This is a genomic window from Alphaproteobacteria bacterium LSUCC0396 (assembly GCA_041228345.1).
Classification (GTDB): Bacteria; Pseudomonadota; Alphaproteobacteria; order Puniceispirillales; family Puniceispirillaceae; genus UBA3439.
The window spans coordinates 1176005-1199901 of the sequence record CP166131.1; the positions used below are offsets into that span (position 1 = coordinate 1176005).

At 49.4% G+C, this 23897-nt stretch carries 20 protein-coding genes; 12 read left to right on the forward strand and 8 right to left on the reverse strand.

Translation table 11 applies throughout. The features are described 5' to 3' along the window. The first annotated feature begins 85 nt into the window (after positions 1-85). The 4 genes from AB8881_05735 (at position 86) to AB8881_05750 (ending at position 3334) form a co-directional block, all read left to right on the forward strand. On the forward strand, positions 86-1261 hold the full coding sequence (locus tag AB8881_05735; GenBank protein ID XDZ64520.1) for an acetyl-CoA C-acetyltransferase: 1176 nt from the start codon (positions 86-88) through the stop codon (positions 1259-1261). A gap of 56 nt (positions 1262-1317) precedes the next feature. Then, entirely contained in the window at positions 1318-2040 is a 723-nt protein-coding gene (phbB, locus tag AB8881_05740) for an acetoacetyl-CoA reductase (protein XDZ64382.1), read from the forward strand. Between the two features lie 51 nt (positions 2041-2091). Next, positions 2092-2595, forward strand: a complete 504-nt coding sequence (locus AB8881_05745; protein XDZ64383.1) for a hypothetical protein — start codon at positions 2092-2094, stop codon at positions 2593-2595. Between the two features lie 91 nt (positions 2596-2686). Continuing rightward, positions 2687-3334 (forward strand): polyhydroxyalkanoate synthesis regulator DNA-binding domain-containing protein, encoded by a 648-nt coding sequence (locus tag AB8881_05750; GenBank protein XDZ64384.1) that lies wholly within the window; start codon positions 2687-2689, stop codon positions 3332-3334. A gap of 379 nt (positions 3335-3713) precedes the next feature. Here AB8881_05750 and AB8881_05755 read toward each other — a convergent pair whose 3' ends face one another. The 5 genes from AB8881_05755 to AB8881_05775 all read right to left on the reverse strand — a co-directional run bounded on the left by AB8881_05755 (position 3714) and on the right by AB8881_05775 (position 9222). Next, entirely contained in the window at positions 3714-4748 is a 1035-nt protein-coding gene (locus AB8881_05755) for an Ldh family oxidoreductase (GenBank protein ID XDZ64385.1), read from the reverse strand. A 63-nt stretch (positions 4749-4811) separates the two neighbouring features. Further along, positions 4812-5927: a dimethylsulfoniopropionate demethylase gene (locus tag AB8881_05760; protein ID XDZ64386.1), complete on the reverse strand. Its 1116-nt coding sequence runs from the start codon at positions 5925-5927 to the stop codon at positions 4812-4814. Between the two features lie 29 nt (positions 5928-5956). After that, positions 5957-6304 carry a hydroxyisourate hydrolase gene (locus AB8881_05765; protein XDZ64387.1) on the reverse strand — a complete coding sequence of 116 codons (348 nt, stop codon included), beginning with the start codon at positions 6302-6304 and terminating at the stop codon, positions 5957-5959. A 21-nt stretch (positions 6305-6325) separates the two neighbouring features. Beyond that, the gene (locus AB8881_05770; protein XDZ64388.1) at positions 6326-8068 is read right to left on the reverse strand and encodes a thiamine pyrophosphate-binding protein; all 1743 of its coding nucleotides are present in this window, start codon (positions 8066-8068) and stop codon (positions 6326-6328) included. Then, positions 8065-9222, reverse strand: coding sequence for an alpha-hydroxy acid oxidase (locus AB8881_05775; protein ID XDZ64521.1), 1158 nt, complete (start codon positions 9220-9222; stop codon positions 8065-8067). Before AB8881_05775 ends, AB8881_05770 begins: the two co-directional genes overlap by 4 nt. Before the next feature lie 136 nt (positions 9223-9358). Between AB8881_05775 and AB8881_05780 the strand changes: the two genes are divergently transcribed. Continuing rightward, the gene (locus AB8881_05780; protein XDZ64389.1) at positions 9359-10273 is read left to right on the forward strand and encodes a LysR family transcriptional regulator; all 915 of its coding nucleotides are present in this window, start codon (positions 9359-9361) and stop codon (positions 10271-10273) included. Here the strand turns inward: AB8881_05780 and AB8881_05785 are convergent. Together AB8881_05785 and AB8881_05790 are read right to left on the reverse strand one after the other, a co-directional pair. Further along, positions 10270-11790, reverse strand: a complete 1521-nt coding sequence (locus AB8881_05785; GenBank protein ID XDZ64390.1) for a trimethylamine methyltransferase family protein — start codon at positions 11788-11790, stop codon at positions 10270-10272. The two genes, AB8881_05780 and AB8881_05785, sit on opposite strands and share 4 nt — an antisense overlap. Positions 11791-11819: 29 nt before the next feature. Further along, on the reverse strand, positions 11820-12575 hold the full coding sequence (locus tag AB8881_05790; protein XDZ64391.1) for a Type 1 glutamine amidotransferase-like domain-containing protein: 756 nt from the start codon (positions 12573-12575) through the stop codon (positions 11820-11822). A 333-nt stretch (positions 12576-12908) separates the two neighbouring features. Here AB8881_05790 and AB8881_05795 point away from each other — a divergent pair, with 333 nt between their 5' ends. The 7 genes from AB8881_05795 to AB8881_05825 all read left to right on the forward strand — a co-directional run bounded on the left by AB8881_05795 (position 12909) and on the right by AB8881_05825 (position 21958). Continuing rightward, complete coding sequence (locus AB8881_05795) at positions 12909-13937, forward strand: TRAP transporter substrate-binding protein (GenBank protein XDZ64392.1); 1029 nt, start codon at positions 12909-12911, stop codon at positions 13935-13937. A 69-nt stretch (positions 13938-14006) separates the two neighbouring features. Next, the gene (locus AB8881_05800) at positions 14007-14531 is read left to right on the forward strand and encodes a TRAP transporter small permease (GenBank protein XDZ64393.1); all 525 of its coding nucleotides are present in this window, start codon (positions 14007-14009) and stop codon (positions 14529-14531) included. A gap of 3 nt (positions 14532-14534) precedes the next feature. Further along, on the forward strand, positions 14535-15806 hold the full coding sequence (locus AB8881_05805) for a TRAP transporter large permease (protein XDZ64394.1): 1272 nt from the start codon (positions 14535-14537) through the stop codon (positions 15804-15806). Between the two features lie 704 nt (positions 15807-16510). Next, positions 16511-17989: an ABC transporter substrate-binding protein gene (locus AB8881_05810; GenBank protein ID XDZ64395.1), complete on the forward strand. Its 1479-nt coding sequence runs from the start codon at positions 16511-16513 to the stop codon at positions 17987-17989. Between the two features lie 195 nt (positions 17990-18184). Continuing rightward, positions 18185-19063, forward strand: a complete 879-nt coding sequence (locus AB8881_05815; protein XDZ64396.1) for an ABC transporter permease — start codon at positions 18185-18187, stop codon at positions 19061-19063. Then, on the forward strand, positions 19060-19944 hold the full coding sequence (locus tag AB8881_05820) for an ABC transporter permease (protein XDZ64397.1): 885 nt from the start codon (positions 19060-19062) through the stop codon (positions 19942-19944). The genes AB8881_05815 and AB8881_05820 overlap by 4 nt, the downstream gene beginning before the upstream one ends. A gap of 1 nt (position 19945) precedes the next feature. Next, positions 19946-21958 carry an ABC transporter ATP-binding protein gene (locus AB8881_05825; protein XDZ64398.1) on the forward strand — a complete coding sequence of 671 codons (2013 nt, stop codon included), beginning with the start codon at positions 19946-19948 and terminating at the stop codon, positions 21956-21958. A 462-nt stretch (positions 21959-22420) separates the two neighbouring features. On the opposite strand, the gene AB8881_05830 is transcribed toward AB8881_05825, so the two are convergent. Next, the gene (locus AB8881_05830; protein XDZ64399.1) at positions 22421-23857 is read right to left on the reverse strand and encodes an NAD-dependent succinate-semialdehyde dehydrogenase; all 1437 of its coding nucleotides are present in this window, start codon (positions 23855-23857) and stop codon (positions 22421-22423) included. Between the last annotated feature and the right edge of the window lie 40 nt (positions 23858-23897).

Here is a 23897-nt window from a genome sequence, read left to right on the forward strand (position 1 = left end):
CGAGTAAAAAGGGGGCGCTCTGGCGCTCCTTTTTGTATTTATCCAGCACTAAATCGCACATGGCCACGGGCCAACGGAGGGTATGATGACAAATGTGGTTATTGCATCAGCAGCACGGACGCCAGTTGGCAGCTTTGGGGGCACCTTGTCGGGATTGCCGGCGCATGAACTTGGCAAAGCGGCAATCGAAGCGGTTGTTTCGCGTGCCGGAATCGAAAAGGCAGAAGTTTCAGAAACTATCATGGGCCAGATTTTGACTGCTGGCCAGGGGCAAAACCCAGCTCGTCAGGCGCACATCAACGCTGGTTTGCCGCAAGAAAGCGCCGCATGGGGGATCAACCAGCTCTGTGGTTCGGGTTTGCGTGCGGTGGCGATTGGGGCCCAGCATGTGCAACTTGGGGATGCCGATGTTGTCATCGCCGGTGGCCAGGAAAGCATGTCATTAGCGCCACATGTTTCCATGTTGCGGACCGGGGCGCGCATGGGCAATTTGGCCTTTATCGACTCTATGATCATGGATGGGCTGACCGATGCTTTTCATGACTATCATATGGGCACAACCGCAGAAAACATTGCCACCAAGTGGCAGATCAGCCGCGACGAACAAGATGAATTCGCAGTTGCCTCGCAAAACAAGGCCGAGGCGGCCCAAAAGGCCAGTAAATTTGCTGATGAAATTACTCCAGTTCTGGTCAAAACGCGGCGAGACGAGGTCACTATCGACTGTGATGAATATATCAAACATGGCGTCGACATAGCAGCCCTGCAAAAATTGCGTCCAGCCTTTTCGAAGGATGGCACTGTGACAGCTGGTAATGCATCGGGCATCAATGATGGTGCGGCCGCGGTATTGTTAATGAGCGAAGCTACCGCCACTGCTAAAAATATTCAGCCAATGGCCCGGATCGTGTCTTATGCCACCGCTGGTGTTGACCCGGCGATTATGGGGATCGGACCAGTTACCGCGTCGCGCAAAGCCTTAGCCAAAGCTGGCTGGACGGTTGATGACCTTGACCTTATCGAGGCGAATGAAGCTTTTGCCGCACAGGCGATTGCTGTCAATCGCGATATGGGATGGGACCCTGCTAGGGTGAATGTGAATGGCGGTGCGATTGCGATTGGCCACCCAATTGGGGCGTCTGGGGCCCGTGTTTTGAATACGTTGTTATTTGAAATGCAGCGGCAGAAAGCCCAGAAAGGCCTTGCTACTCTTTGTATCGGTGGTGGTATGGGTGTCGCCATGTGCATTGAACAGCTATAGCTGTCAGCGCCAGAACTAACCCTAGCTGAGATCTTGTTAAGAAAGGAACGAACGTTATGTCAAAGACCGCGATTGTGACAGGTGGAACCCGCGGCATCGGTGCCGCCATTTCAAGAATGTTGAAATCTGCCGGCTACCAGGTAGCCGCCAACTATGCTGGCAACGACGACGCTGCCGCAGCTTTTGCCAAAGAGACCGGTATTGACGTGTTCAAATGGTCGGTCGCGTCTTATGAGGATTGTGACGCCGGTGTTGCAGCGGTTGAAGCCAAATTGGGCCCAGTTGATGTGCTGGTAAACAATGCCGGCATCACCCGAGACAGCGCCTTCCATAAAATGACTCCCCAGCAATGGCATGATGTTATCGACACCAATCTTAATGGCCTGTTTAACATGACACACCAGGTTTGGGGTGGTATGCGCGATCGTAATTTTGGCCGCATAGTGAATATTTCATCGATCAATGGGCAAAAGGGCCAGTTTGGTCAGGCCAATTATTCATCGGCCAAAGCGGGCGATCTTGGCTTTACCAAAGCCTTGGCCCAAGAAGGTGCGGCTAAGGGAATAACAGTCAATGCGGTTTGCCCCGGCTATATTGGTACCGAAATGGTTAATGCGATGGCGGATGAGGTCATTGCCAAAATCACCGCACAGATCCCGGTTGGCCGGCTAGGTTCACCAGATGAAATTGCCCGCTGTGTATTGTTTCTTGTGAGTGATGATGCGGCCTTTATCACCGGGTCAACCTTGTCGGCGAATGGCGGACAGTTTTTTGTCTGATCAACGTCGTGGTTATCGCTAGTGATTGAATTACATAAAGGAGACTGAGCTATGTTCCATCCTGATGATTACAAAAAAGCCCTTGATAAAATGGGTGCTACCACACCCGCAGATATAGCTGAAGCTATGAAGCCAGTTCTCGACTATCAGGCTAAATTGTCCAAAATCACCCTTGATGCGACAAAAAAGCATTTAGCCGTCGGACAAGCGATGGTTAACGAAACGATGGAGGCACTTGACCGTCTTGCTAAAACGGCCCCCGCAGCAACCGACATGGCAGCTGCGTCAAGCGAATTTGCCGCTGAACAGACTAAAGCGATGCCGAAGCATATGTCAGCTTTTGTCGATATCGCCAAGTCTGCGCAGGCTGAGACCATAGATGCGATGGTATCTCTGGGGCAAGAAGCCGTGGCTACAGGTAACGTTTCGGACAGCTCCAAAAAAGAGACTAAGTCTAAAAGTATTATTACACCTGTTTCTACCCGAACCGATAATGATACTGCGGCGATGGCTAGTATCAAAAAGGATGTAATGGCCAAGGCTGCCAAGAAGTAGTCTGGTCATTGCATGTAATTGTGTAAAAAAGAGGTGGGATTTACACTTCTTTTTTGCTTGAATACCTACCTGCAGGATTTAGGAGATTTTGATGAACGAAACTGACAAGCCAAGTCTGACGATTCATCGTTATTCGAGCCGTAAATTCTATACCAAAGATACCAAAGAATTTGTCACACTAGATGATATCAGTAGATTAATAAGGGCTGGACATTCGGTCACTATACTAGACAAGAAAACTGGAGAAGACATCACCAATCAATATTTGCTGACGATTATTTCTGAATTTGAAGGGCAAGGTGAACAAGTCATTCCTAAGGATTTTCTGACTGAAATTATTAAATGCTATAGTGATACGGCGACTCAAGTATGGCCAAGAGCCATCGAGCAGATGATGCAGGCCTACCAGAAAAACCAGCAAGATATGACTAGAGCATTTGCAGCGGTATCGCTTGACCCAACAAATCCCGATAAAAATCTTGATGCGCTGAAAAACCTGCAATTGATGCAATCAAAAATGGTGGCAGGAATGCTACAATCATGGCAGGACTTTGGCTCAGCGCCATCCAGTTCGCCGCCAGCCAACAAAAATTCAACACCGCATGATTCGAGTCCGAACGCACAAAGTGCCAGTCCAAGCACATCATCTTCAGCACCAGCAGACATTGATCTTGAGTCCATGAAGGAGCAGGTCACAGCACTGCAAAAACAGTTGGCTGCGCTATCAAAGAAAATATGATTTTCAGCTAACACATCAAAATGTGCGCACCTGTGCTGATACTTTTACGTCACAAAAACGAACTTTCCCAAGCTGAACGCGAGGGATGCATACAGAGATTGTTGCGGGGCACGCCGCCACAGTTATTTACATTTTGATTTTACGGCATTTTAGGAATGAATTACGTTTAACAACAATGTTTTCTGAAGGCTCCAAAATTCTAACTTAAGTACTCGCAACCTTTAAATATGTTATCCGAATAATCAATCTAACACAGTCTGTCTCTGAGAATAACTCACAACAACTGTCATCGGGCGGTAGTTATCAGGGATGTCTTAAAAGAGGCCCGTAACAACTTTAAAGCTTGAGCGTCAGTTTATTAGTTTGAGCATTCACAGTTTCAAATAACCAAGCTATTTCGCAGTGCTACGATCTCATTCCATGTGTTTTCAGGCAAATCAATTATACCGCCAGCCTCGTGCCTTAAACGTCGCTCTCGATGCCCAGGGATTTCGACTTTCTCAAATCCTGGTGCCGGTTTACAGCTGATGATGTCATCAAAAATTACACTCGCTCGTTTGCGAAGACCATCAAGTGGTGTCATTGCACTTGTATTGATCATCAACAAAAGCCAGTTACCTTCTGTCTGAACTGGGCCAATTAGAGCCTCGGAGATCAATTCTGCAGCTAAGGCTAGTCCATAGCCTTTTTGTCCTGCCGCAGGCAAAATTGATCCACCATCAAAATAATCTGCAGGTGTCACTGAAGCCATACCATTTCGATCAATAATACAATTTTCAGGGAGATAACCACCAGCATTTTGCGCAGCATAAATCCAGCCACCAGCAATCATTGACGTTGCAAAATCCAACACAAGTGGCCCGCGTTCATCGCCAGGAAAACCAATGCAATAGGGGTTAGTTGGTAACTTTGGTTCGCACCCGCCATATGGAGCCACCTGCCGCCAAACCTCTCTGTTGCCACCACCGATTAGGATCGATAAAAAACCATCTTCGGCACAATGATCAGCAAAAGAACCATGCCTTCCAGTATGACCAACATTTATGATTGACGTAACACAGATGTGTTTAGTGCGCGCAACCTTGGCGGCTGACTTGTAAGCAAGATCCATAGCGGGTATGCCATGCCCAGCCTGCCCATCAATGATAAGGAAAATTTCATCCTCACGGCTTACACATGGTCCAGACTCTGGCTTCATGTAGCCCGACCGAAATTGGTCAACATATTGCAAGATACGCATAGCGCCATGCGATTCAACACCGCAAAGATTGCTGTCGACAAGATGATCGGCGATAAGCTCTGCATGCTCGAGCTCGCAACCACAGTTGTTTAGAATTTCCGTTATTATTCCTCGGGCTTCGTCTACTTCAATCTTTACTCTGACTCCATCATAGATGATTTTTGAAATGCTCATATTCTATCGCTTTCGGCCATGGGCTTTCTATCATCTAAGGAACAAGGTTGAATGCAGAGAAGATTAAAAAGGTAATTTGGATACTATTGCATCGCGAACAATTCCATCGGGCGTGTGAACCAGAAGCGCAGTGCCGTAATCCCAGTGTGTTTTAAGGATCATCGACATACCAATATTGCAGCTCAAACGCGGCGAATATATTCCAGATGTGATCTGCCCAACCGGCACACCATCCAGATCGGTTACTGGAAATGGTTTGCCACATGGCGGTGCCTTGTCGCCACTAAAGCGAATTCCACGAATGGCTTGAACCGGCCCGACAGCGGCAATCTGGCGAAGCGCGGCACTGCCAATATAATTTATTTCGTCACCAAGGTAGCACAGGCGGTCAAAGCCACATTCCAGCGGATTATTGGCAAGGGTGAACTCATTCCCATAAGACATTAGCCCGCCTTCAATGCGCTCTATCAAATTTGGACAGCCGGGCTTAATATTATAGGGCTGGCCAGAGTTCCAGATCAGATCCCAAAGGTCAGGGCCCATATTGGCGCCAGCGAGGTAAATCTCAAAACCACCCTGTTTGCTGTAACCGGATCGCGCAATTAACTGGCTCGAACCAAGAATGTCAAAGAAAGCAAAACCAAAATACGGTAATTCAAGTATTTTTTCACCCACTAAACTAGCCATTAAGGGGCGAGCCTTTGGCCCTTGAACAGCTAGCGGCGCAACATCAGCTTCGAAAATAAGCACATCAAGGCCCGCGCCCACCGCCAAACCCTTTGCCCAAAGCAAAACATCCGAGTCGGCAATCGACAGCCAATAACGGTCTTCAGCCAGTTTTAGCAAAACTGGATCATTAACCATCCCGGCATGCTCATCAATCAGTGGGACATAGAGCCCTTGCCCAACACGCGCTTGGCGAAGGTCGCGCGGCGTCATTAACTGGACAAGGCGTGTCGCATCGGACCCTGAAATTTCAACCTGCCTTTGGCAGGCAACATCCCAGATTTGAACATCTTGGCAAAGATGCCAATAATCCTCTTCAACCGAAGCTTCATAAGCCTTTGGCAACAACATATGATTAACTACACTGAACCCGCGAACGCCGTGCTGTTCAACCTTATCAGTATAGGGAGTACGCCGTATACGACGCGACATGTTTAGCCCTGATTCGCTCATCAATCACGCCTCTAGAAATTTTATAACAATCAAGCCGACCACCAGCATGAATAGCTGTTAGGCGCCATAATGACAGGGATATGATAACTGCTGTCTGGATCAGGAGTGTTAAAGCGCACCACAATTTCTTCAAGAATTTGCGCGCCTGACCTGGGTAAATGGGTCTGCCTAAAATAGGGGCCACTGGCAATCACCATTTCATACGCCTGCCCGCTGACAGCGTCAAATTTTTGCGAAAATCGTCCATGCGCATCACTTTCGGCCGTGAATAGTGTTTTGCGCTCGCCATCATCACCAATAGATACCAGGCTGACCGGCACCGCGCCAGCATGGGTTCCATCCACTGCGTTCAAAAAGTGAGAAGACAAAACCGCCATAATTTGCCCCTTTGGTCACAGTTATTCGATCGACGCCTTGTCGCGTTTTGATGTTGTTGCCAAAACAATTGGGCTGATAACGCCCTTCACTTTGACATTCACACACGCCGTCTTGCCGCTTGCAATGGCACGTTGCACCGCCGGAATAATGTCCTCGCGCCTTGTGACCAATTCACCATGCCCGCCAAGCCCCTCGAACATCGCGTGAAACGGAATATCACGAAAATCGGTTGCATAATGCGTGCCGCTGGCAAATAGCCTTTCCTGTTGCTGCGAAATACAGTCGAGCCCGCCATTATTATCAATCACGACAACAATGGGTCGATTTTCTTGAAAGGCTGCCTCAATCGACAACCCCCCCGACAGAAAGGCGCCATCTCCACTGATCAGCACAACATTGCGGCTGGGATCAACATTTTTTGCCGATACTGCAAATGATACGCCAACCCCCAAAAGGCTAAAGGTGCCCGGGTGCAAAATTCCGCCAAGTTTTTTACCCTGAAATCCGGCAATATTCACCGCAATTTCGGACCAGAAATGGGTGTTGCCACCATCGATCACCAGCCAGTCGCCGTCACTCATCGCGCCCTGCACATCAAGTGCTAATTGCAAGGGATGAATCTGACCCTCAAATCCTGGCTGCGCAGTTTCACAATCAAGATCGGCAAGCATCTTATCGACCCATGCGGCACGCCATTTACGGTTTAAATCATACCAATCTCGGGGAAGGCAGAAATCGGGACTCTTCTGATGCGCAGCTAGGGTTTCGAGAAACGCTGCTGGATCACATAACAATGCAAAATCAGCTGCGCGGTTAAATTCTATTTCTTCATGCGATCCATTGACACATATCAGTTCAGCACTTGATGGAAATAATGGCGGATTGCCAAAATTCATCTGATTATCAAGCCGGCCACCAACCATCAGCACCAGATCAGCGTCACGAAACGCATCTGCGGAAGGATGATATTGATGGATATCGGCAAGCCCCATATAGGCTTCGCATTCTTCGCCAAGCAGTTTTTGATGATAGGGGATGTTAAACACTGGGATGCCAAGCAGACGGCCAGCTTCCTCAAGTTTTGCCTCGGCCTTGCTCCACCAAACACCATGTCCGCCAATCAGAACTGGCCTTTTGGCGGCATTGAGCTTTTGCAGCAGTTTCTGAAGGCGTGCTGGCTCTGGCCATGCGCGCACTGGCTGTTGCATGCTCAGATCAAATGGCCGCTCATCACGGCCAGCATCTTCGGCAAAATGGGAAAACATAATATCAACAGGAAGACTTAGGTGAACCGCCCCAGGATAGCCGTTTGTGGCAATCTTGACGGCTCTGTCAACAAATTCATTAATGCGCTCGCCATCCGTTATGGTAGCGCTATATTTTGTCAGCGGAGCGGCGATGGCAACATCGTCAATTTCTTTGAATCCCCCCGCACCTTGACGTTTCAGGGTGCTGGATCCAGTGACAAAAATCACCGGCGAGCGTTCGCCCCAAGCCTCCATCATTGCTGGTACAGCATTCGCAAAACCCTCTGGCCCAACAAGACAAACTGCGGGTTTGCGCGTGATGCGCGTATGACCATCAGCAAAATGTCCGGCCACCTGTTCATGCGGGCAGTTGATCACCTTCATCTGGCATTCCATAAAACCTTCAAGCGCAGGATTGCAAAAACCACCTGACAGGGTGAACACATGTTCAACGCCCTTTTCCTGCAAGGCGCGCGCGAGCAATGCTCCGCCTCGTATCTTTTTGGGTGACGTCATTCGGCAGCCCTTTCCAGCATCGTTCGCAACATTAATGTTTCATAATTTCCAGCTAAATTCGCAGCGCCCAGTTCGGCAATATTTCGGCAGCCAAGCAACCCCATTACCGCGCTTGCTTCGGCCTCAATCAAATCCAGAATTTGCTCAAGGCCAGCCGCACCGCCTGCTCCAAGGCCATACATAACACTGCGACCAAGCATAACAAAATCTGACCCAGCAGCTAGCGCCTTAATTACATGTTCACCATTGCGGATACCACCATCAAAAATCAATGGAAAACCGCCACCAACCGCATTACGGATTTCGACAAGCGAGTCAATTGCCACTGGCGCGGCATTAAGCTGGCGGCCGCCATGATTTGACACATAAATAGCATCAGCCCCGATTGTCTTTATGCGTAACGCATCCTCAACCGACTGCACTCCTTTGACCACTAGCTTGCCCGGCCAGCGGTCGCGCAAAGCGGCAAGAAATTTCCAGTCGGCACCGGCGCGGCTGGCATTCCGCACAAAGGCTGTCTTCTGGCTTGATGTGGCATAGTTCATCGGCTGCGGCATTTGATGCCGGATCGCGTGAAGCGCGGTTTCAAGCGACCATCGGGGATGGCTGACAAAATCCCATATCTGTGATGCACCCCAGCCCATTGGAAAAGAAAACCCGTTACGTTTGTCGCGTGTCCGCACTGATGGAATTGGCACATCAACAGTCAGGATCAGCACTTTATAATTGGCAGCAATGGCGCGGTCGATCAATTCATCGACAAACTCGTTTGATTGATCGGCATAAAGCTGAAACCACGCGTGACCCTCAGCCAGCTCGATTACCTGTTCAAGCGCCATCGACGATGCTGTCGATACACATAAAGGAATGTGCCGCTTTGCCGCTTCGCGAGCTAGGTTAAAATCAGCTCTTGGCCATGACAGCGCGCACATACCCATTGGCGCAATCCCGAACGGAAGCCCTGTTTCCTGTCCAAGAATAGAAGTCGACATTGCACGTTCAGAAACATCAATCAGAACACGAGGCATCAATCTGATATGATCAATCATCGCCGAATTGAGATCACGCAATGATTCATTCCCCGATGCGCCATCGATAAAATCAAACATCATGCGTGGCAGACGCCGTTTTGCGACTTGCCGTGCCTCAGCCACAGAAAATAGTTTTTTGCCCAATGTCTACCCCAGTCGACGCTATTCCCAAACGCTATCAGTTGGCTTAATTATTAGGCAAATATAATTATTGGATGAATTGATAGAAAAAAGGTATGATTAAACAGAGGGGGATAACATGAATTTTCGTCAACTCAAGGCCTTTAACGCTGTAATGCAAACTGGTTCGATTACTGGTGCAGCAAAGCAAATGCTGGTATCGCAACCAAGTGTAACGCGGCTCATTCGTGACCTTGAGTTAAATCTTGGTTTTACCCTCTTTGTTCGGCAGGGGCGCGGCATTATCGCGACTGTCGAAGCGCGGCGCTTTCATTTGGCGGTTGAGAGCACTTTCCTCAATATTGAGCGGCTTGATGATCTGGCAGCCTCAATTCGTAAAAAGGCGGTTGGCAGGATTTCAATCGGTGTCATTCCAACATTTTCCACATCGCTTTTACCAAAGGTCCTTGGACAGATGCGCCGGCAGGATGATGCAACCCACTCGATCATATACACGCATAATACACCAGCCATTGTCGACGCTATCAGGTTGCAACAATTTGACCTTGGCATAGTCTCTCGCTCGCCGCCTTACGTCGGTGTGGATATCCTTTACCAGACTATGGTGAATTATGTCACCCTAATCCCTGAGGATCATGTTCTGGCAAATTCAGACGGCCCAATTGACTTAAGGGACGTTGCCGGACATGTAGAATTCGTAACATTTGGCAGTGTCTACCCACTTGAAATGCAAGGCATGGACGCCAGCCTTGCCGAAAAATTCCAAAGTAATGCCCGCTATAGTGTCGCCAATGTTCTGGCTGGTGCTGCGCTGGTTCGAGAGGCTGGTGTTCCCGCTATTGTTGATCCGTTTTCGGCGCGCATGTCCGTTGCGTCAGGCGGTGTTGTGATCCGGCCAATTGTACAGAACATGAAATACCACATTGCCATCATAACCCGCGGTATAGATATGATGACGCAAGAAACCAGACAATTAGCTGACACTATCATCACGGCTTTTAAAACAGATCCGATTATCGCATCTGTGCCTTAACCCTGATAATTTTGCGGCATCAAAATTGGAAGTGACTCGCGCAACAACATCTCACTTTCTGCGTCAATATAATTTGGGTGATGACAGCTAAGAATAGCGGTAACGCGCTGCTCTGCACGATCGCGAATATCAGAACTGCCAGCCCTCTCCCATCCCTCTATGGCGAGGCGGTCAGCAGTTTTAGGATAAAGAAAATCCGAGTGCATCCGTGCATAGGTGTCCGGTTCACCAAGAAAATGACCAACGCCAAGCGCTACCCGATCAATTGACTCCAAACCAATCGTTTCGGACGATACGGTAACAGTGCCGCTAGCACGTAGAATGCTTCCCAGCATATCATCGTCGATAACCAGTGCAGCAAGCGATAAACCCATCAGACCAGCCTGCGCACCACAAGCTTGCGTGATTATGTTGGCCCCTGCTTGAACAGTCTGCAAGACATTCAAACATTTTTCATAGCTGCTTTGCGCATCAGGAATTTTACTGTCAGTAGCACCTGCGATCGTTGATGATGGAAGCCGGTAATAGCGCGCCATCTGAATTACGGCAGCGGTCAACAATGCCTGCTCACCGCTGCCCCCCGCCATACCGCCAGTCCGTAGGTCAGTAATCATCGGGCGCGGGCCAAAAACCGCAAGCGCATCCGGATCAATTAACCAGGCAATCACCATACCCGCAAGAGTTTCAGCAACCGTTTGTGTTACACAACCAGCAATTGTAACCGGACTAGAAGCGCCAAGCTGGCCAAAGCAATTGACCATCACCGGAATGCCGGAGCGCACTGCTTCAACCATCACGTCAAGCGCCATCGAATCAAACCTCAACGGGGGTACAACATGGTTAACATTCAGCGACAGAAAGGGCTTAGTGCGAAATGCTGCCTCGGATCCGGCAATCTGATAACAAATGTTTGCGATATCCTTGACTGTCGCGGGTGATGATGCGCTGGTAAAAACATGCTTTGCCGTGCCAGCAAGACAGGCAAACGCAGTATTTACATCAAGATGACGCGCATCCGGCATATCGCGCGCAACAACCGGCCGGCTTAAGAAATGGACATGATCAAGCTTGTCGACAAGCCGTGCTGCGTTATAAAGGTCCACAAGATTAGATTCACGATATCTGTTCAGCGCCGCATCAAAGATCATGGGGGAGGCGCCGCCAGTGCCAACATGAACCACCCCTGGGGATAAAGCCATGTCATTATCACCAGCGCGACCATACAGCGTGATATCTCGCCGCAAACCGGCAAGCGCAGACATCACCAACTCTTCTGGAAATAATAACCGGCCACGCGAGTCAAGTGAACCGCCAGCGGCCAATACAAGGTCGACAGCAGTTGACGACGGGTCACAAAGACCGGTATTTGCGAGCACTGTCAGGGCAGCGTCATGGATCGCAGTCAAATCAATTTCTTGTAACGGACCATAGCCCCGCCCAAAGCCAACAATGCGCTTTCCGTCAAGACCTTCAGCAGAGATATTCCGAGTGTTTTGTTCACGCCTACCGCGCCCCATTCTTGATCGATCCGACCCTTCACCCCGCCTCATAAGCTTGTGTCTCCTTTTGATCCCACTCCAAGCCGTTGACCGCGCTTGAGCGGCTGATGGGCATTCATGTCACCATCTGGTGCTATTAGATAAGCTGACCCGCTGCTACGGGCGCGGACAATCTCGGCAACCACACCATTGATAATATGCACGCCAACACCATCATCAATGGCGATCCCTGATTGTAATTGGCGACTGGCAATAGCCGCTTCAAAGGCCTGTTTTCGGGCTGGCTCACTGCTGAAATGCGGGCAGGCGCTTCCTGCAATAAGCCCAAGCCCCTCACGCTGTTCAAACTGGGGCTCAAAACAATCATCCTCGGTTTTCAATAGTAAATCGGAAAACCAGCAAATCGCCCCGGCGCTAACCCCGGATGCTACAAGCCCCCGGCTTATCGCTGCCACCAATAAATCAGCAATGCCTGATTTGTGCCAATGTGACAGCATTGCTGTTGTTGTTCCCCCACCAACATAAAGAATATCCAAATCTTGTAAAAAATCCTGCGCCATCGTCGCATCTGCCGTTACCGGCAAATGCGTTGTTCGCGCACAGCTTGCAAATCGCGCATAAAAAGCGGTTAGGCGATCCGCCTGATCATTATTGGCGTGCCCGATATAACCAATTTTCAATTTGGTAGCAGGCCCAACCAATGCTAGCAGACGATCCTCAAGCAGCGAATCACGGCCACCCCCTTCTTGCGAATGGGTAAAGCCTCCACCGCCAACAGCAAATATCTGAACTAGCTCACGCATATTATTCCCTATAATCTGGTTGTGATCCTTGTCATCCAGTAGCTTTAGTGTCGTGTCGCGCCTTTCGTTTTAGTTACGGTCTCACCTTGCAAGCACAATTAGTCTGAGCAGTTTTGTCTCAATAGGCAATTCGAATTAAAAAATAAAACCTATACGATATGCACATGTGTTCATTTGCAAATTATATTTGTTATCAATTTTCGATAATCCCATAGTTAAATTGTAACAATTGGGTAAAACAAGAGTCTGTCGGTTCACTGATTTACTACATAGTAAAATGTAAACCACTGATTCATATCGATTATAAAGGCACTGCATCAAGAGGGGGAACAAATGAGAAGACTTCTTTCGGCGACCTTGCGTAGCGTCACCAAACCGGTAGTATTGGGCGTTGCACTGACAATATCGCTCACTTCATTTCAGGTCTTTGCTGACCAGATTGTCGCGCGCATGTCTGGACATTGGAGCCCAACCCATCAAAGCTCGATCCATTCACAGATGTTTGCCGATGAGGTGACAAAAAGGTCCGGTGGGCGGCTAAAGATCGAATATTACCCGTCCAAACAGCTTTTCGGCATCAGAGAGGTTCTTGGCGCCATCACCTCTGGCGCTGTTGAACTTGGCGGCGTTGTCGGCGTTGTCAGCTTTCCTCCGATTAACAAGAATTTCAATGTTGCCTCCTACCCCGGTCTGTTTGCCTCCTATGAACAGCAGCGTGGATTTTTCCTGAATTCAGACAAGGGCCAGGAAATCTGGGGGGATATCACCAAAAAAAGCAATTCGCAGCTAGTCATGTATAACCCTGTTGGTCCGGTGATGACTTTCAGCAGTGCCCGTGAATTGACCAGCATTGACGTGATGAATGGGCTGAAAGCGCGCCGCCTTTTGAAAAGTGAGCTTCCGATGTGGAAGGCGCTTGGTGCCAACGCTGTTTCACTGCCAACTGGTGAGGTCTACACTGCGCTTCAGACCGGTATGATCGACACTATCAATAGCCCTCCAGGATCAATTGAAGCCTATAGCTGGTGGGAATTTCTGGCCTATGGGCAAAAGCCCTATCAGTATTTTGCCGATGCTTACATTATGGCCAACCGCGATTGGATGAGCAGCCTGCCTGATGATTTGCGGGAGTTGGTTTTGACTGTTGGCGCTGAAGTTGGCCAGATTGCAACTGATAGTATTCTGGGCGCGGGTGAAGATACCTTGAAGAAATTTATCGAACGTGGCGGCGTTGTTACCGAACTCAGCGGCGCCGAGAAAGCAAAATTCAATAAATTGATGCAGGATGAAGTGATGCCGGCAATGGCAGACATGTTCGATGAGGATACGCTGGTCAAGGCCCAGCAATATGTTGCTAACTAGCTTTCATCCCGCACTCAAAGCAACGAGGCAGGCGCTGTGTTGAGCGCTGCGCTTGCATCTTTGTCCAAGTTGAATGAATGGCTTGAGAAAGCGATTTATCTGCTGGCGATTTTTATTGTCGCCAACATGGTGCTTGCGCTGTTCTTGAGCGCGCTCATAAGATACGTCTCCGGCACTGGCTATGATTGGTTCATCGAACTGCCACCAATTCTCACTAGCTGGCTTGTCTTCCCGCTTCTGGGGCCGTTGTTGAAATCCGGAGCCCATATAAAGGTGGATATCCTGAATAATCTTCTAGCCCCAAGGCAGTTATCGGTCCTCAGACTGATTATCGCGGTGATTGCCCTGCTGTCATCCATCGTCTTTTTTGTCGCTGGGATTGAGGCCACAAGCCTATATTTCAGGCTGGGACAGGTCATGGAGCTGGAAATCGAAATCCCGGTCTGGTGGGTGTATCTGGCCTTTCCTTGCGGCTTTGGGTTAATGATCTTATTCGCACTAGAGCTAGTTCTGGCTGAACTCGTTGCGCTGGGTGCTTCAACACCCAATGATCCGGCCCAGACTAACCCGACGAACAGCCCTGAGAAGATTTAACCCATGTACGCGCTTGCAATCTTCTCTTCAATCCTACTGTTGCTTATGTCGGTACCGATCTTTTTGGTATTCGGTATCGGCAGCTCGGCCGCCGCCATTCTCGGTCTTGGTCTGCCCTGGTCAACCTTGATTCAGGTCTCCTTTGGCGCGATGACAAAGCACATTCTAGTTGCCGTACCTTTGTTTATTTTCGCCGGAATGGTGATGCTCCGCGGCGGCGCTGCTAAACGCCTAGTTGATTTTGCGACAGCACTTGTCGGTCATTGGCCGGGCGGTCTTGGTATTGCCATGGTTATCGCTATGGGGTTTTTTGCCGCTTTCTGTGGCTCCATTCTGGCCGCCATCACAGCTGTCGGCACGATCATGATGCCAAAGATGCTCGAACAGGGGTATCCCAGACCCTTTGTCATTGTTCTGGCAGCCTCAGCCGCGCTCCTCGAAGCTTTGATTCCACCCTCAAATGCCGCGATATTGTTCAGCGCCCTCACCAATGTTCCGGTCTCACAAACCTTTGCTGCTGGAGTAATCCCAGGGCTGATCCTTCTCGCCTTCATGGTCATTGTTGTCCTAATCAAATGCCGCAACATCCGCAACCCAGAGCCAGCTTCAGCGGCAGAACGCTGGCGTAGCTTTCTTGGCGCGCTGCCCGGATTATTTACCCCGATCATCATTCTTGGCGGCATTTATGCTGGCCTACTCACCCCGTCTGAGTCAGCAGCAGTTGCTGGCGTTTGGGCGATCGTAATGGGGTTTGTGATATACCGAGAGCTAACCGTCGCATCGCTGTGCCTAGCGCTCAAAGAAACGGCGACAATCACAGCGATCATTTTTGCTATCATAGCGACCGCTACCTTCCTTAGCGTAATCCTGACCTATAGCCAGATCCCACAACAGATCGTCAGTTATTTTACTGATATAGGCGTGACGTTTGCCCTGTTCTGGGTGGCACTGGCGATCATTTGCCTTTTGCTCGGAACCTTTGTCGAAATTGTTCCGGTTTTCTATCTCACTGTGCCGATCTTTGCTGCAATCACCCTGTCCTTTAACCAGAGCCTACTGCATCTATATGTGGTGTTCGTTGCCTTTGCCGGGATCGGGATGATCACCCCACCAGTCTGTGTCGGCATTTACACAAGCGCCAGTGTCATTCAAGAAAACCCGGCGAAGGCCTTCCGCGAGGTACCACTTTTTGTTGGCGTTGGCATTCTTTATGGTATTTTGATGATTATGGTTCCCGAAGCCTCCACTTGGCTCCCGTCTTTAGTAACCAGATAAAGAACTGATCAGTCTCCCTAAACAGTTGGTTCGCCAGATAGAGTATAACCATGAAGCGTTAGCCGTTCATAAAATCTATGGACGGCTTCATCATCATCACAACAGCGAACAACAGCCATCCCGTGGGCCACTCTTTTGAGTACCGCTATTTAACAAAGGTATGGCGTGCGGGGGGCAAGATGTTGCAGCCATTGAATTTTCCCAGATGAAGAGGGTGTGGCCTATGTCTATCATATCAATATCAACACGAACTATAATAGCGACGCGGAGCAGCGCGTATGCAAATCAGCAATGGCGGCCTCGTCAAATATTTAAGTGGAGGCCTGCAACGGCTGGGTTGCCACCTACTGGCTTACAAAACGTGCCTGTTGACTTGCAAATAGTGTCACTTAAACTTTTGGACATGCTTGGATAACGTTGTTGTTTGGCGCCTAAAGGGGAAAACATAACGCTGTCCAGTGCAACATTAGTCTGAGCAGTGTTGCCTCAATAGGCAATCCAAATAAAAAAATAAAACCTATACGCTTTACAAATGTATTTATTCCCAAATTATATTTGTTATCAATTCTTGGTAATCCCATAGTTGGGGGTCATTAATTGAGTAAAGTGAGAGTCTGTCGGTCGACCGATTTTCTGCATAGTCAAATGCAAGTCACCGATTCATGTGGGTTATGAGGGGACTGCATAACGAGGAGGAATTAACAGTGAAAAAATACCTTATTGCAGCAACACTGATCGTTTTCGCTAGCGCCGGAGCGACTGCCGCGCCAAGTGGCACTTTCAAACAGGCCCATGAATACGGATTTGGTGACAAATCCAGCCTCGATCCGGCTTCACGCGGCCGTGTCATGCAGATTACAGAAAAGCTAATGAGTCGCCTCATTCGGCCAGACATGAAGGGATCACCAAGCCCAGACCTTGCGGTTTCATGGTCAGCAAATTCTCAAGCCACCGAATGGACATTAAAATTGCGTGACGGCGTTAAATTCCACGATGGCAGCGCGTTCGACTCTGGCGACGTAATCTACACATTTAACCGTGTACTGAACCCAGAAAATAAATCGCCAGCACGATCCGCCATCAAGATGATCGAAAAAATGGAAGCGCCGGACAAATCAACCGTTACCTTTAAGCTGTCAACACCATTTGCCGACCTACCACTTCAGCTGATGGATTATCGCCTGCGAATCATCCCCGAGGGATCGGGCAACAGCATCGCATCATCAGGCATTGGCACTGGTCCATTCAAGCTGGTGAAATTTGATGCTGCTGGCACTACAAAACTCGAAGCCAATATGGATTATTGGGAAGGTGCCCCAGGCGTTTCGAAAATGGAAATCATCGGGATTGGTGACGGTCAAGCGCGCTTGCAAGCTTTGCTTGGCGGTCAGATCCACTTTGAGGACAAGGTGACCAACCAGCAAAAGCCCATGTTCGCCAACAACAGCAAATTCAAAATGATGGAAGTGCCAACTGGCAACTGGCGCGGTCTGGTTTTCCGCACTGATGTTGCGCCTTTTACCGATGTGCGGGTTCGCCAAGCAGTCCGCATGGCAGCTGACCGTGGTGAACTGGTCAAACTTATCATGGGCGGAGCGGCCACCGTTGCGTGCGATACGCCTGTGAAACCTGATGATCAATATCGCGCTGATATTAAATGTCCGCAGGACATTGCCGGTGCCAAAAAACTTCTCAGCGAAGCAGGCTTTGAAAATGGTATTGACGTGGATGTCTATGTGGCAACATTGGAACCAACATGGCCAATCCTAGCCGAAGCCTACCAACAACAAGCTGCAAAAGCGGGCATACGGGTAAACATTAAACAGGTGCCATCAGATGGGTATTGGAAAGACACATGGATGCAAAAGACGGTTTCTGCAACGCGTTGGAATGAGCGCCCCGCTGACTCGGCATTACATGAAATCTACCTTTCAACAGCGAAATGGAACGAGTCCTATTATAGGGATGCTGATTTTGATGCCCTTTTGGCTGAAGCGCGGCGCGAGTTAAACTTTGACAAACGCAAGGCGCTTTATGTACAGGCACAAAAGCACCTTTACTCAACTGCTGGTACATTAATCCCCTATCACGTTTCAAAACTCTATGTGATGGCTGCCAATGTTAACGGTATTGACGCAGTGGAAAATCATTCAATCCGCTGGCATAAGGTAACGGTCAAATAAGTAGGCCTATTCATCTAACCTAGATACAAGCCAGCCAAATCATAAAGCATAAGCTGCGAGGCTGGCTTTTATCTATGCCGACCACATAACTGAATGAGCAAGGAGTAGATTGTGCTTTTCATGCTGATAAGAAGAGTATTACTTGGCGGCGTGACAGTGTGCATTGTGTCCTTAATCATTTTTTCTGGCGTAGAGATGCTGCCAGGAGACGCCTGTACGCAATTTCTAGGTGAATATCAGGCTGACGACGAGCTTCTAGCCCAATGCCGCAAGGATCTTGATCTAAACCGGCCAGCCATTGACCGCTTTGCTGAATGGACGCAAGGCGCTGTTAGCGGCGATCTTGGCCTAGCTGCCGATGGCAAAACTAAAATAAGCACAATTGTTGGGGACCGGCTGAAAAACTCTTTACTTCTGGCGTTCTGCGCCATGAGTTTAGGTATTCCGCTCGCTCTGCTGCTGGGTGTTATCAGTGGGCTGTGGCGTGACCGTCTGCCAGATATCATCGCGTCAACGCTGGCTATTTTTGCCATGACAATCCCTGAATTTGTTTCGGCAACCCTGCTCATTCTTGTGCTTAGCATCTGGCTTGGCTGGCTACCTGGCATTGTCCTGACCTCAGCCGCAGCACCAGCAAGCGAATTCTTTCCTGAGATATTGCTTCCTGTGATCGTTTTATCCTTTGTGATGTGCGCTCATATAATGCGCATGGTTCGCTCATCGGTTATCGATGTAATGGCCAGCGACTATATTCAAATGGCAACTTTGAAAGGCGTCCCATATTGGCAAATGGTATTTCGGCACGCCCTTCCAAACGCATTATTGCCGGCGATTAATGTAGTGGCATTGACCATCGCTTGGCTGCTAGGTGGTGTCGTCGTGATTGAAGTTGTGTTCAACTACCCAGGCCTTGGACGGCTGATGATTGACTCAATTTCTGACCGGAACCTTCCGGTGGTGCAATCCATCGCGCTGATTGTTGCTAGTATCTATGTATGCGTCAATCTTGCAGCAGACCTGTTGACAATGATTGCCAATCCAAAACTCCGCACGATGTATATGAGGAAACAATGACCCTATCCTCTGCCAGCTACCAGCAAGAAAAAGGTCGATTCGTTCCGGTCATGAAGGATATTTTGGCAAGGCCTTCAGGGCGCATTGGCCTGACATTAGTATTTCTTCATATCCTGTTGGCACTGCTAAGCCCCTCAATAGCACCATATGACTACAAATTGCAGAACTCTGCACTCATGCTGAGCCCTCCATCTACTGAACATTGGCTTGGAGCTGATCATTTGGGGCGTGATATCCTTTCACGCACTCTAATGGGTGGCCGCGAGGCCTTGCTTGTTACGGGGATTGCAACACCGCTTGCTGTGATGTGGGGAGGATTTATCGGCATATTATTCGGTTTGGTTGGCGGCCGTGTCGACGAAGTACTAATGCGTGTTGTCGATGCATTCTTATCGTTGCCATGGATTCTCAAAATGCTGGTCTTGATTGTAACCTTTGGCACCGGCATTGGCGTGCTAATCCCAACCTTGACGTTTTTTTACGGTATACCAGTGATACGCGTTGCCCGCGCCGCGACTCATGACATCATTGCCCGTGATTTTGTTTGGGCAGCCAAGGCCCGTGGCCACAGCAGGATTAGCATAATCTGGCGTGAACTTTTGCCCAATGTCCTTGACACATTGATGGTTGAAGGCGCCATGCGCTGGTCATGGATGTTATTGGCTTTTTCATCGCTTTCCTTTCTTGGATTCGGCGTTTCACCGCCAACGCCTGACTGGGGGTTGATGATATCAGATGCGCGCGGCTTTATGTCTTTCGCCCCATGGGGCGTCATTGCGCCAGTCATTGGCCTGTCAACCCTAATCATTGGTATTAATTTGTCTGCAGATGCGCTGGCTAAAGCGCTTGGAATTGACCGCGCACAAAAGGCACCAATGTAAAATGCCACAGCCAGCCTTCATTGAAATAAAGAATCTCTCAGTTGGGTATTCGAGCCGAAGTGGCAAATCTATTCTGGTGCTGCGTGATGTCAATCTTAGCATTACCAGAGGTGATAGCATTGGGCTTGTTGGGGAAAGCGGTTCTGGGAAAAGCACCTTGGCGCTCGCCGCAATGGGGTATTTCAAACGCGGGCTTCACGTGATTTCCGGACAAATTCATTTTGACGGGATCGACATGCTGAATATCAAGCGCAATGCTCTGCAACGCCTTCGTGGCGGGCGACTTGCACTAATTCCGCAAAACTCAGGCCAGTCCTTAACACCGAATTTGCGCATTGGTCAGCAAATCACTGAGGCCTTGCGCCTGCATAGTAATATTCCCGCAACCGACTTTCACGCTGGCGTGATTGATCTTTTGAGTCAGGTTCGCCTTCCGGATCCAGTTGGGCTTACCGATCGCTATCCGCATGAATTATCCGGGGGCCAACAACAACGGGTGGCTATTGCAATGGCACTTGCCAGCAACCCCGAAGCGTTGCTTCTTGACGAGCCGACCACTGGCCTTGATGTCACCACGCAAGCCCATATCATGGAGTTGCTTCGTGATTTGGCAAAGGACAGAAATCTGGCGATGCTGTATGTCAGCCATGATCTTGGCGCAATTGCACGCGTATGTAACAAAGTCATGGTGTTGTATGCTGGTGAAACCGTTTTGACAGGTAGTGCAAATCAGGTACTTTTGTCACCACGTCACCCTTATGCACATGGTCTGCTGGCATCTATACCACGGCTAAATGAAGCCAGCCTGCCGCAGGCACTGGACGGACGGCCACCAATGCCAAGCGAAACCATTACGGGTTGCGCTTTTGCCGATCGTTGCAAGTTGGCTGATCAAACCTGCCGGTCGTCACCGCCACCACTGGATCATCTTGAAAGTGGTGAAACCGTTCGCTGTTTTCATCATTATCAGATCGGCCAGCTCAATCGAAAGCCTCAAAAATCGGCAAAGTCAAATCCCATTGCCGCGTGCAAGAATAGCGCTCTTTCACTTTCCAATCTGTCGGTAAGTTACAGCCAGCCCGGACTTTTGTCAAAGCTGTTCCGATCGCAAGATATCCCGCCAAGCACCGTTGAAAGGATCACGATTGACATAAAAAAGGGAGAAACATTGGGGCTGGTTGGAGAGAGCGGTAGTGGCAAATCAACCATCTTAAAAACCATTGCCGGAATGGTGCCAGCTCAATCAGGGAACATCATTTTGAATCAGACCGAACCATTGGACACGATGGTCGAAAAACGGCCTGCAGCCTATCTCCGTCAAGTGCAAATCATCTTCCAAAATCCTGATGATAGCCTTAATCCACGTCATACAGTTGCCCAGATTCTGGCGCAGCCACTTCGTCTTTATTATGGGCTTTCCGGCACGCCTCTTCGCGATCGTAGCATCGCCATCCTCGAACAGGTTCGACTAGGGGAACATTACCTTGAACGCCTTCCAAGTCAGCTTTCGGGCGGAGAAAAGCAACGTGTTGCAATCGCCCGCGCTTTTGCTGCAGAACCAGAAATCATTCTTTGTGATGAAGTGACATCAGCACTTGATGTTTCAGTTCAGGCAGCAGTGCTTGATCTTCTTGATGCGTTAAAACGGCAAGATGGAACAACCTATATTTTCGTGTCACATGATCTTGCCGTGGTGAAAGCTATTTCAGATCGGGTGGTCGTTTTATATCAAGGTCGCATTTGTGAAATTGGCCCAGTCGCCGCGGTTTATTCGGCGCCTTTCCACCCCTATACCGATGCCCTTATTGGTGCTGTATTGGAACCTGATCCCGACGTTGCGCCACGCCTGACTGCTGATGATGTGGTTGAATTATCACCACCGAAAACGGGTTGCCCATTCCAGCGGCGATGCCCACGAAAGCTTGGTAGCATCTGCGAGACCAACATACCCCCTGCACAGAAAGTTGCGCCAGGGCATATCATCCATTGCCATATTCCGCAGGGTGATCTTTAGGGTAGTTATTAATTCTAACCTTTAAGATCGCCGCATGATACGTGCTTTTAATTAATAGCAGAAGTTAGCGCGGCAATAATCTAGAATGCAAAAAAGCCGCCTCAACTGCGAGAAGGCTAGATATATGATATAAAAAAATAATAATTTTTGGTTGCGGAAGCGCGCAACCACCGTTACTTGCACCTCGATTTTATAAGTCTGTAGGGTCTTGTTGATTGCAGGGGCGGGATTTACTCAAGGCCCTACAATTAGTTCATGGATCTGAAAGGATGCGGGGCCAGGGTGTGTTCAAAATCATACCATTAAAGTATGCCTATGAAATCAAGCTTTAACCAAATTCACTTCCCAAAAAAGGTCGCAACATTTCAGCCGCGCTTATCACTCTGCCTTAACAAACCACCCAACACGAGCATTGCCATTGCTTACTGCACTGGTTATCCCAAAACACTATGGCGTATCGCCCTAATTATAGATTTCGCTTGAATATTTGGTTGCCAGAAATGCGTCTAGACCTTCAATGCCGCCTTCATAGCCATAGCCACTAAATTTCAATCCGCCAAAGGGCGTTTCAACCGAATGAACATGAAGCGAATTGACCGCCAGCATGCCAGTTTCAATTTCTAATTTTAAAATCCGTACTGTCTTTGGGTTGTTGGTAAAGGCATAAGCGGCAAGGCCGAACGGCAGGCTGTTGGCACGCTCGATCACCTCATCAAGACTATGGAAACTTGTCATTGGCGCAATCGGACCAAACGGCTCTTCGGTCATAATGCGTGCAGTTTTGGGAACATTGCCAAGAAGCGTTGGCTGATAGAATGACCCCTGCCTTTGGATGCGGCCACCACCAACCAATAGCTCGGCACCCTTTTCCACAGCATCGCTCACAAACCCGTCCATAATGTCGATCCGGCGTTCAGAAACAAGCGGGCCCATGCTGGTGCCAGCATCAAGCCCATTGCCCGGATTGACCGCTTCAACATGTTTTTTGAACGCCGCCAGAAATTCATCATGCACCGCCGCATCAACAAAAAAGCGGGTTGGTGAAATACAGACCTGACCGGCATTGCGGAATTTCCCCATTGCGCATAGCTGCGCCGCGGCCTCAATATCGGCATCTTTAAACACCATCACCGGCGAGTGGCCGCCAAGCTCCATTGTACAGCGAATCATATTCTTGGCAGCAAGCTGCTGAAGATGAATGCCAACAGGCACACTGCCGGTAAAGCTAAGTTTGCGCGGGATTGTCGATTCAAGAAGATACTTGGAGACATCTGACGGCACACCAAAGACAATATTCAACACACCCGCCGGCAAGCCGGCATCGACCAAAGCCGCCCCAATCGCAATCGCGGTGGCTGGCGTTTCTTCGCTTGGTTTGATCGTGATCGAACAGCCCGCGGCCAAGGCACCGGCAACTTTGCGCATCACATTTGTTGCCGGAAAATTCCAGGCAACAAATGCCAAGGCTGGCCCAACCGGCACTTTGCGCGCCTCATGCTGCATGCCCGGAAAGCGTGATGGAATAATCCGCCCATAGATGCGTTTACCTTCTTCGCCATACCAGCGCAAAAGATCAATCGCGACTTGCATTTCAATTTTTGCCTCGGCAAGCGGCTTGCCCATTTCGCGGGTTAGATTGGCGCTATTGGCCTCAAACCGGTCTTCGAGAAGACGCGCTGCCTTTTCCAGAATGGCCTGCCGGCTAAGCGGTGTCATTGCCCGCCAATGGTTGAAACCATCGCGGCTGCTCTCGAGGGCACGATCAAGATCGGCTGGGCTGGCATGCGGTACCTGACCAATTTCGGTGCCGTCAGCCGGACAAATTACCGGCTCGCTTTTGCCCGTACTGCCAAAAACCCAGTCACCAGCAATGAGCATTTTCAATTCTGGGTATGACATCGGTTCGTCTCCATTTCGCCCATAATTATAAATAGTAACG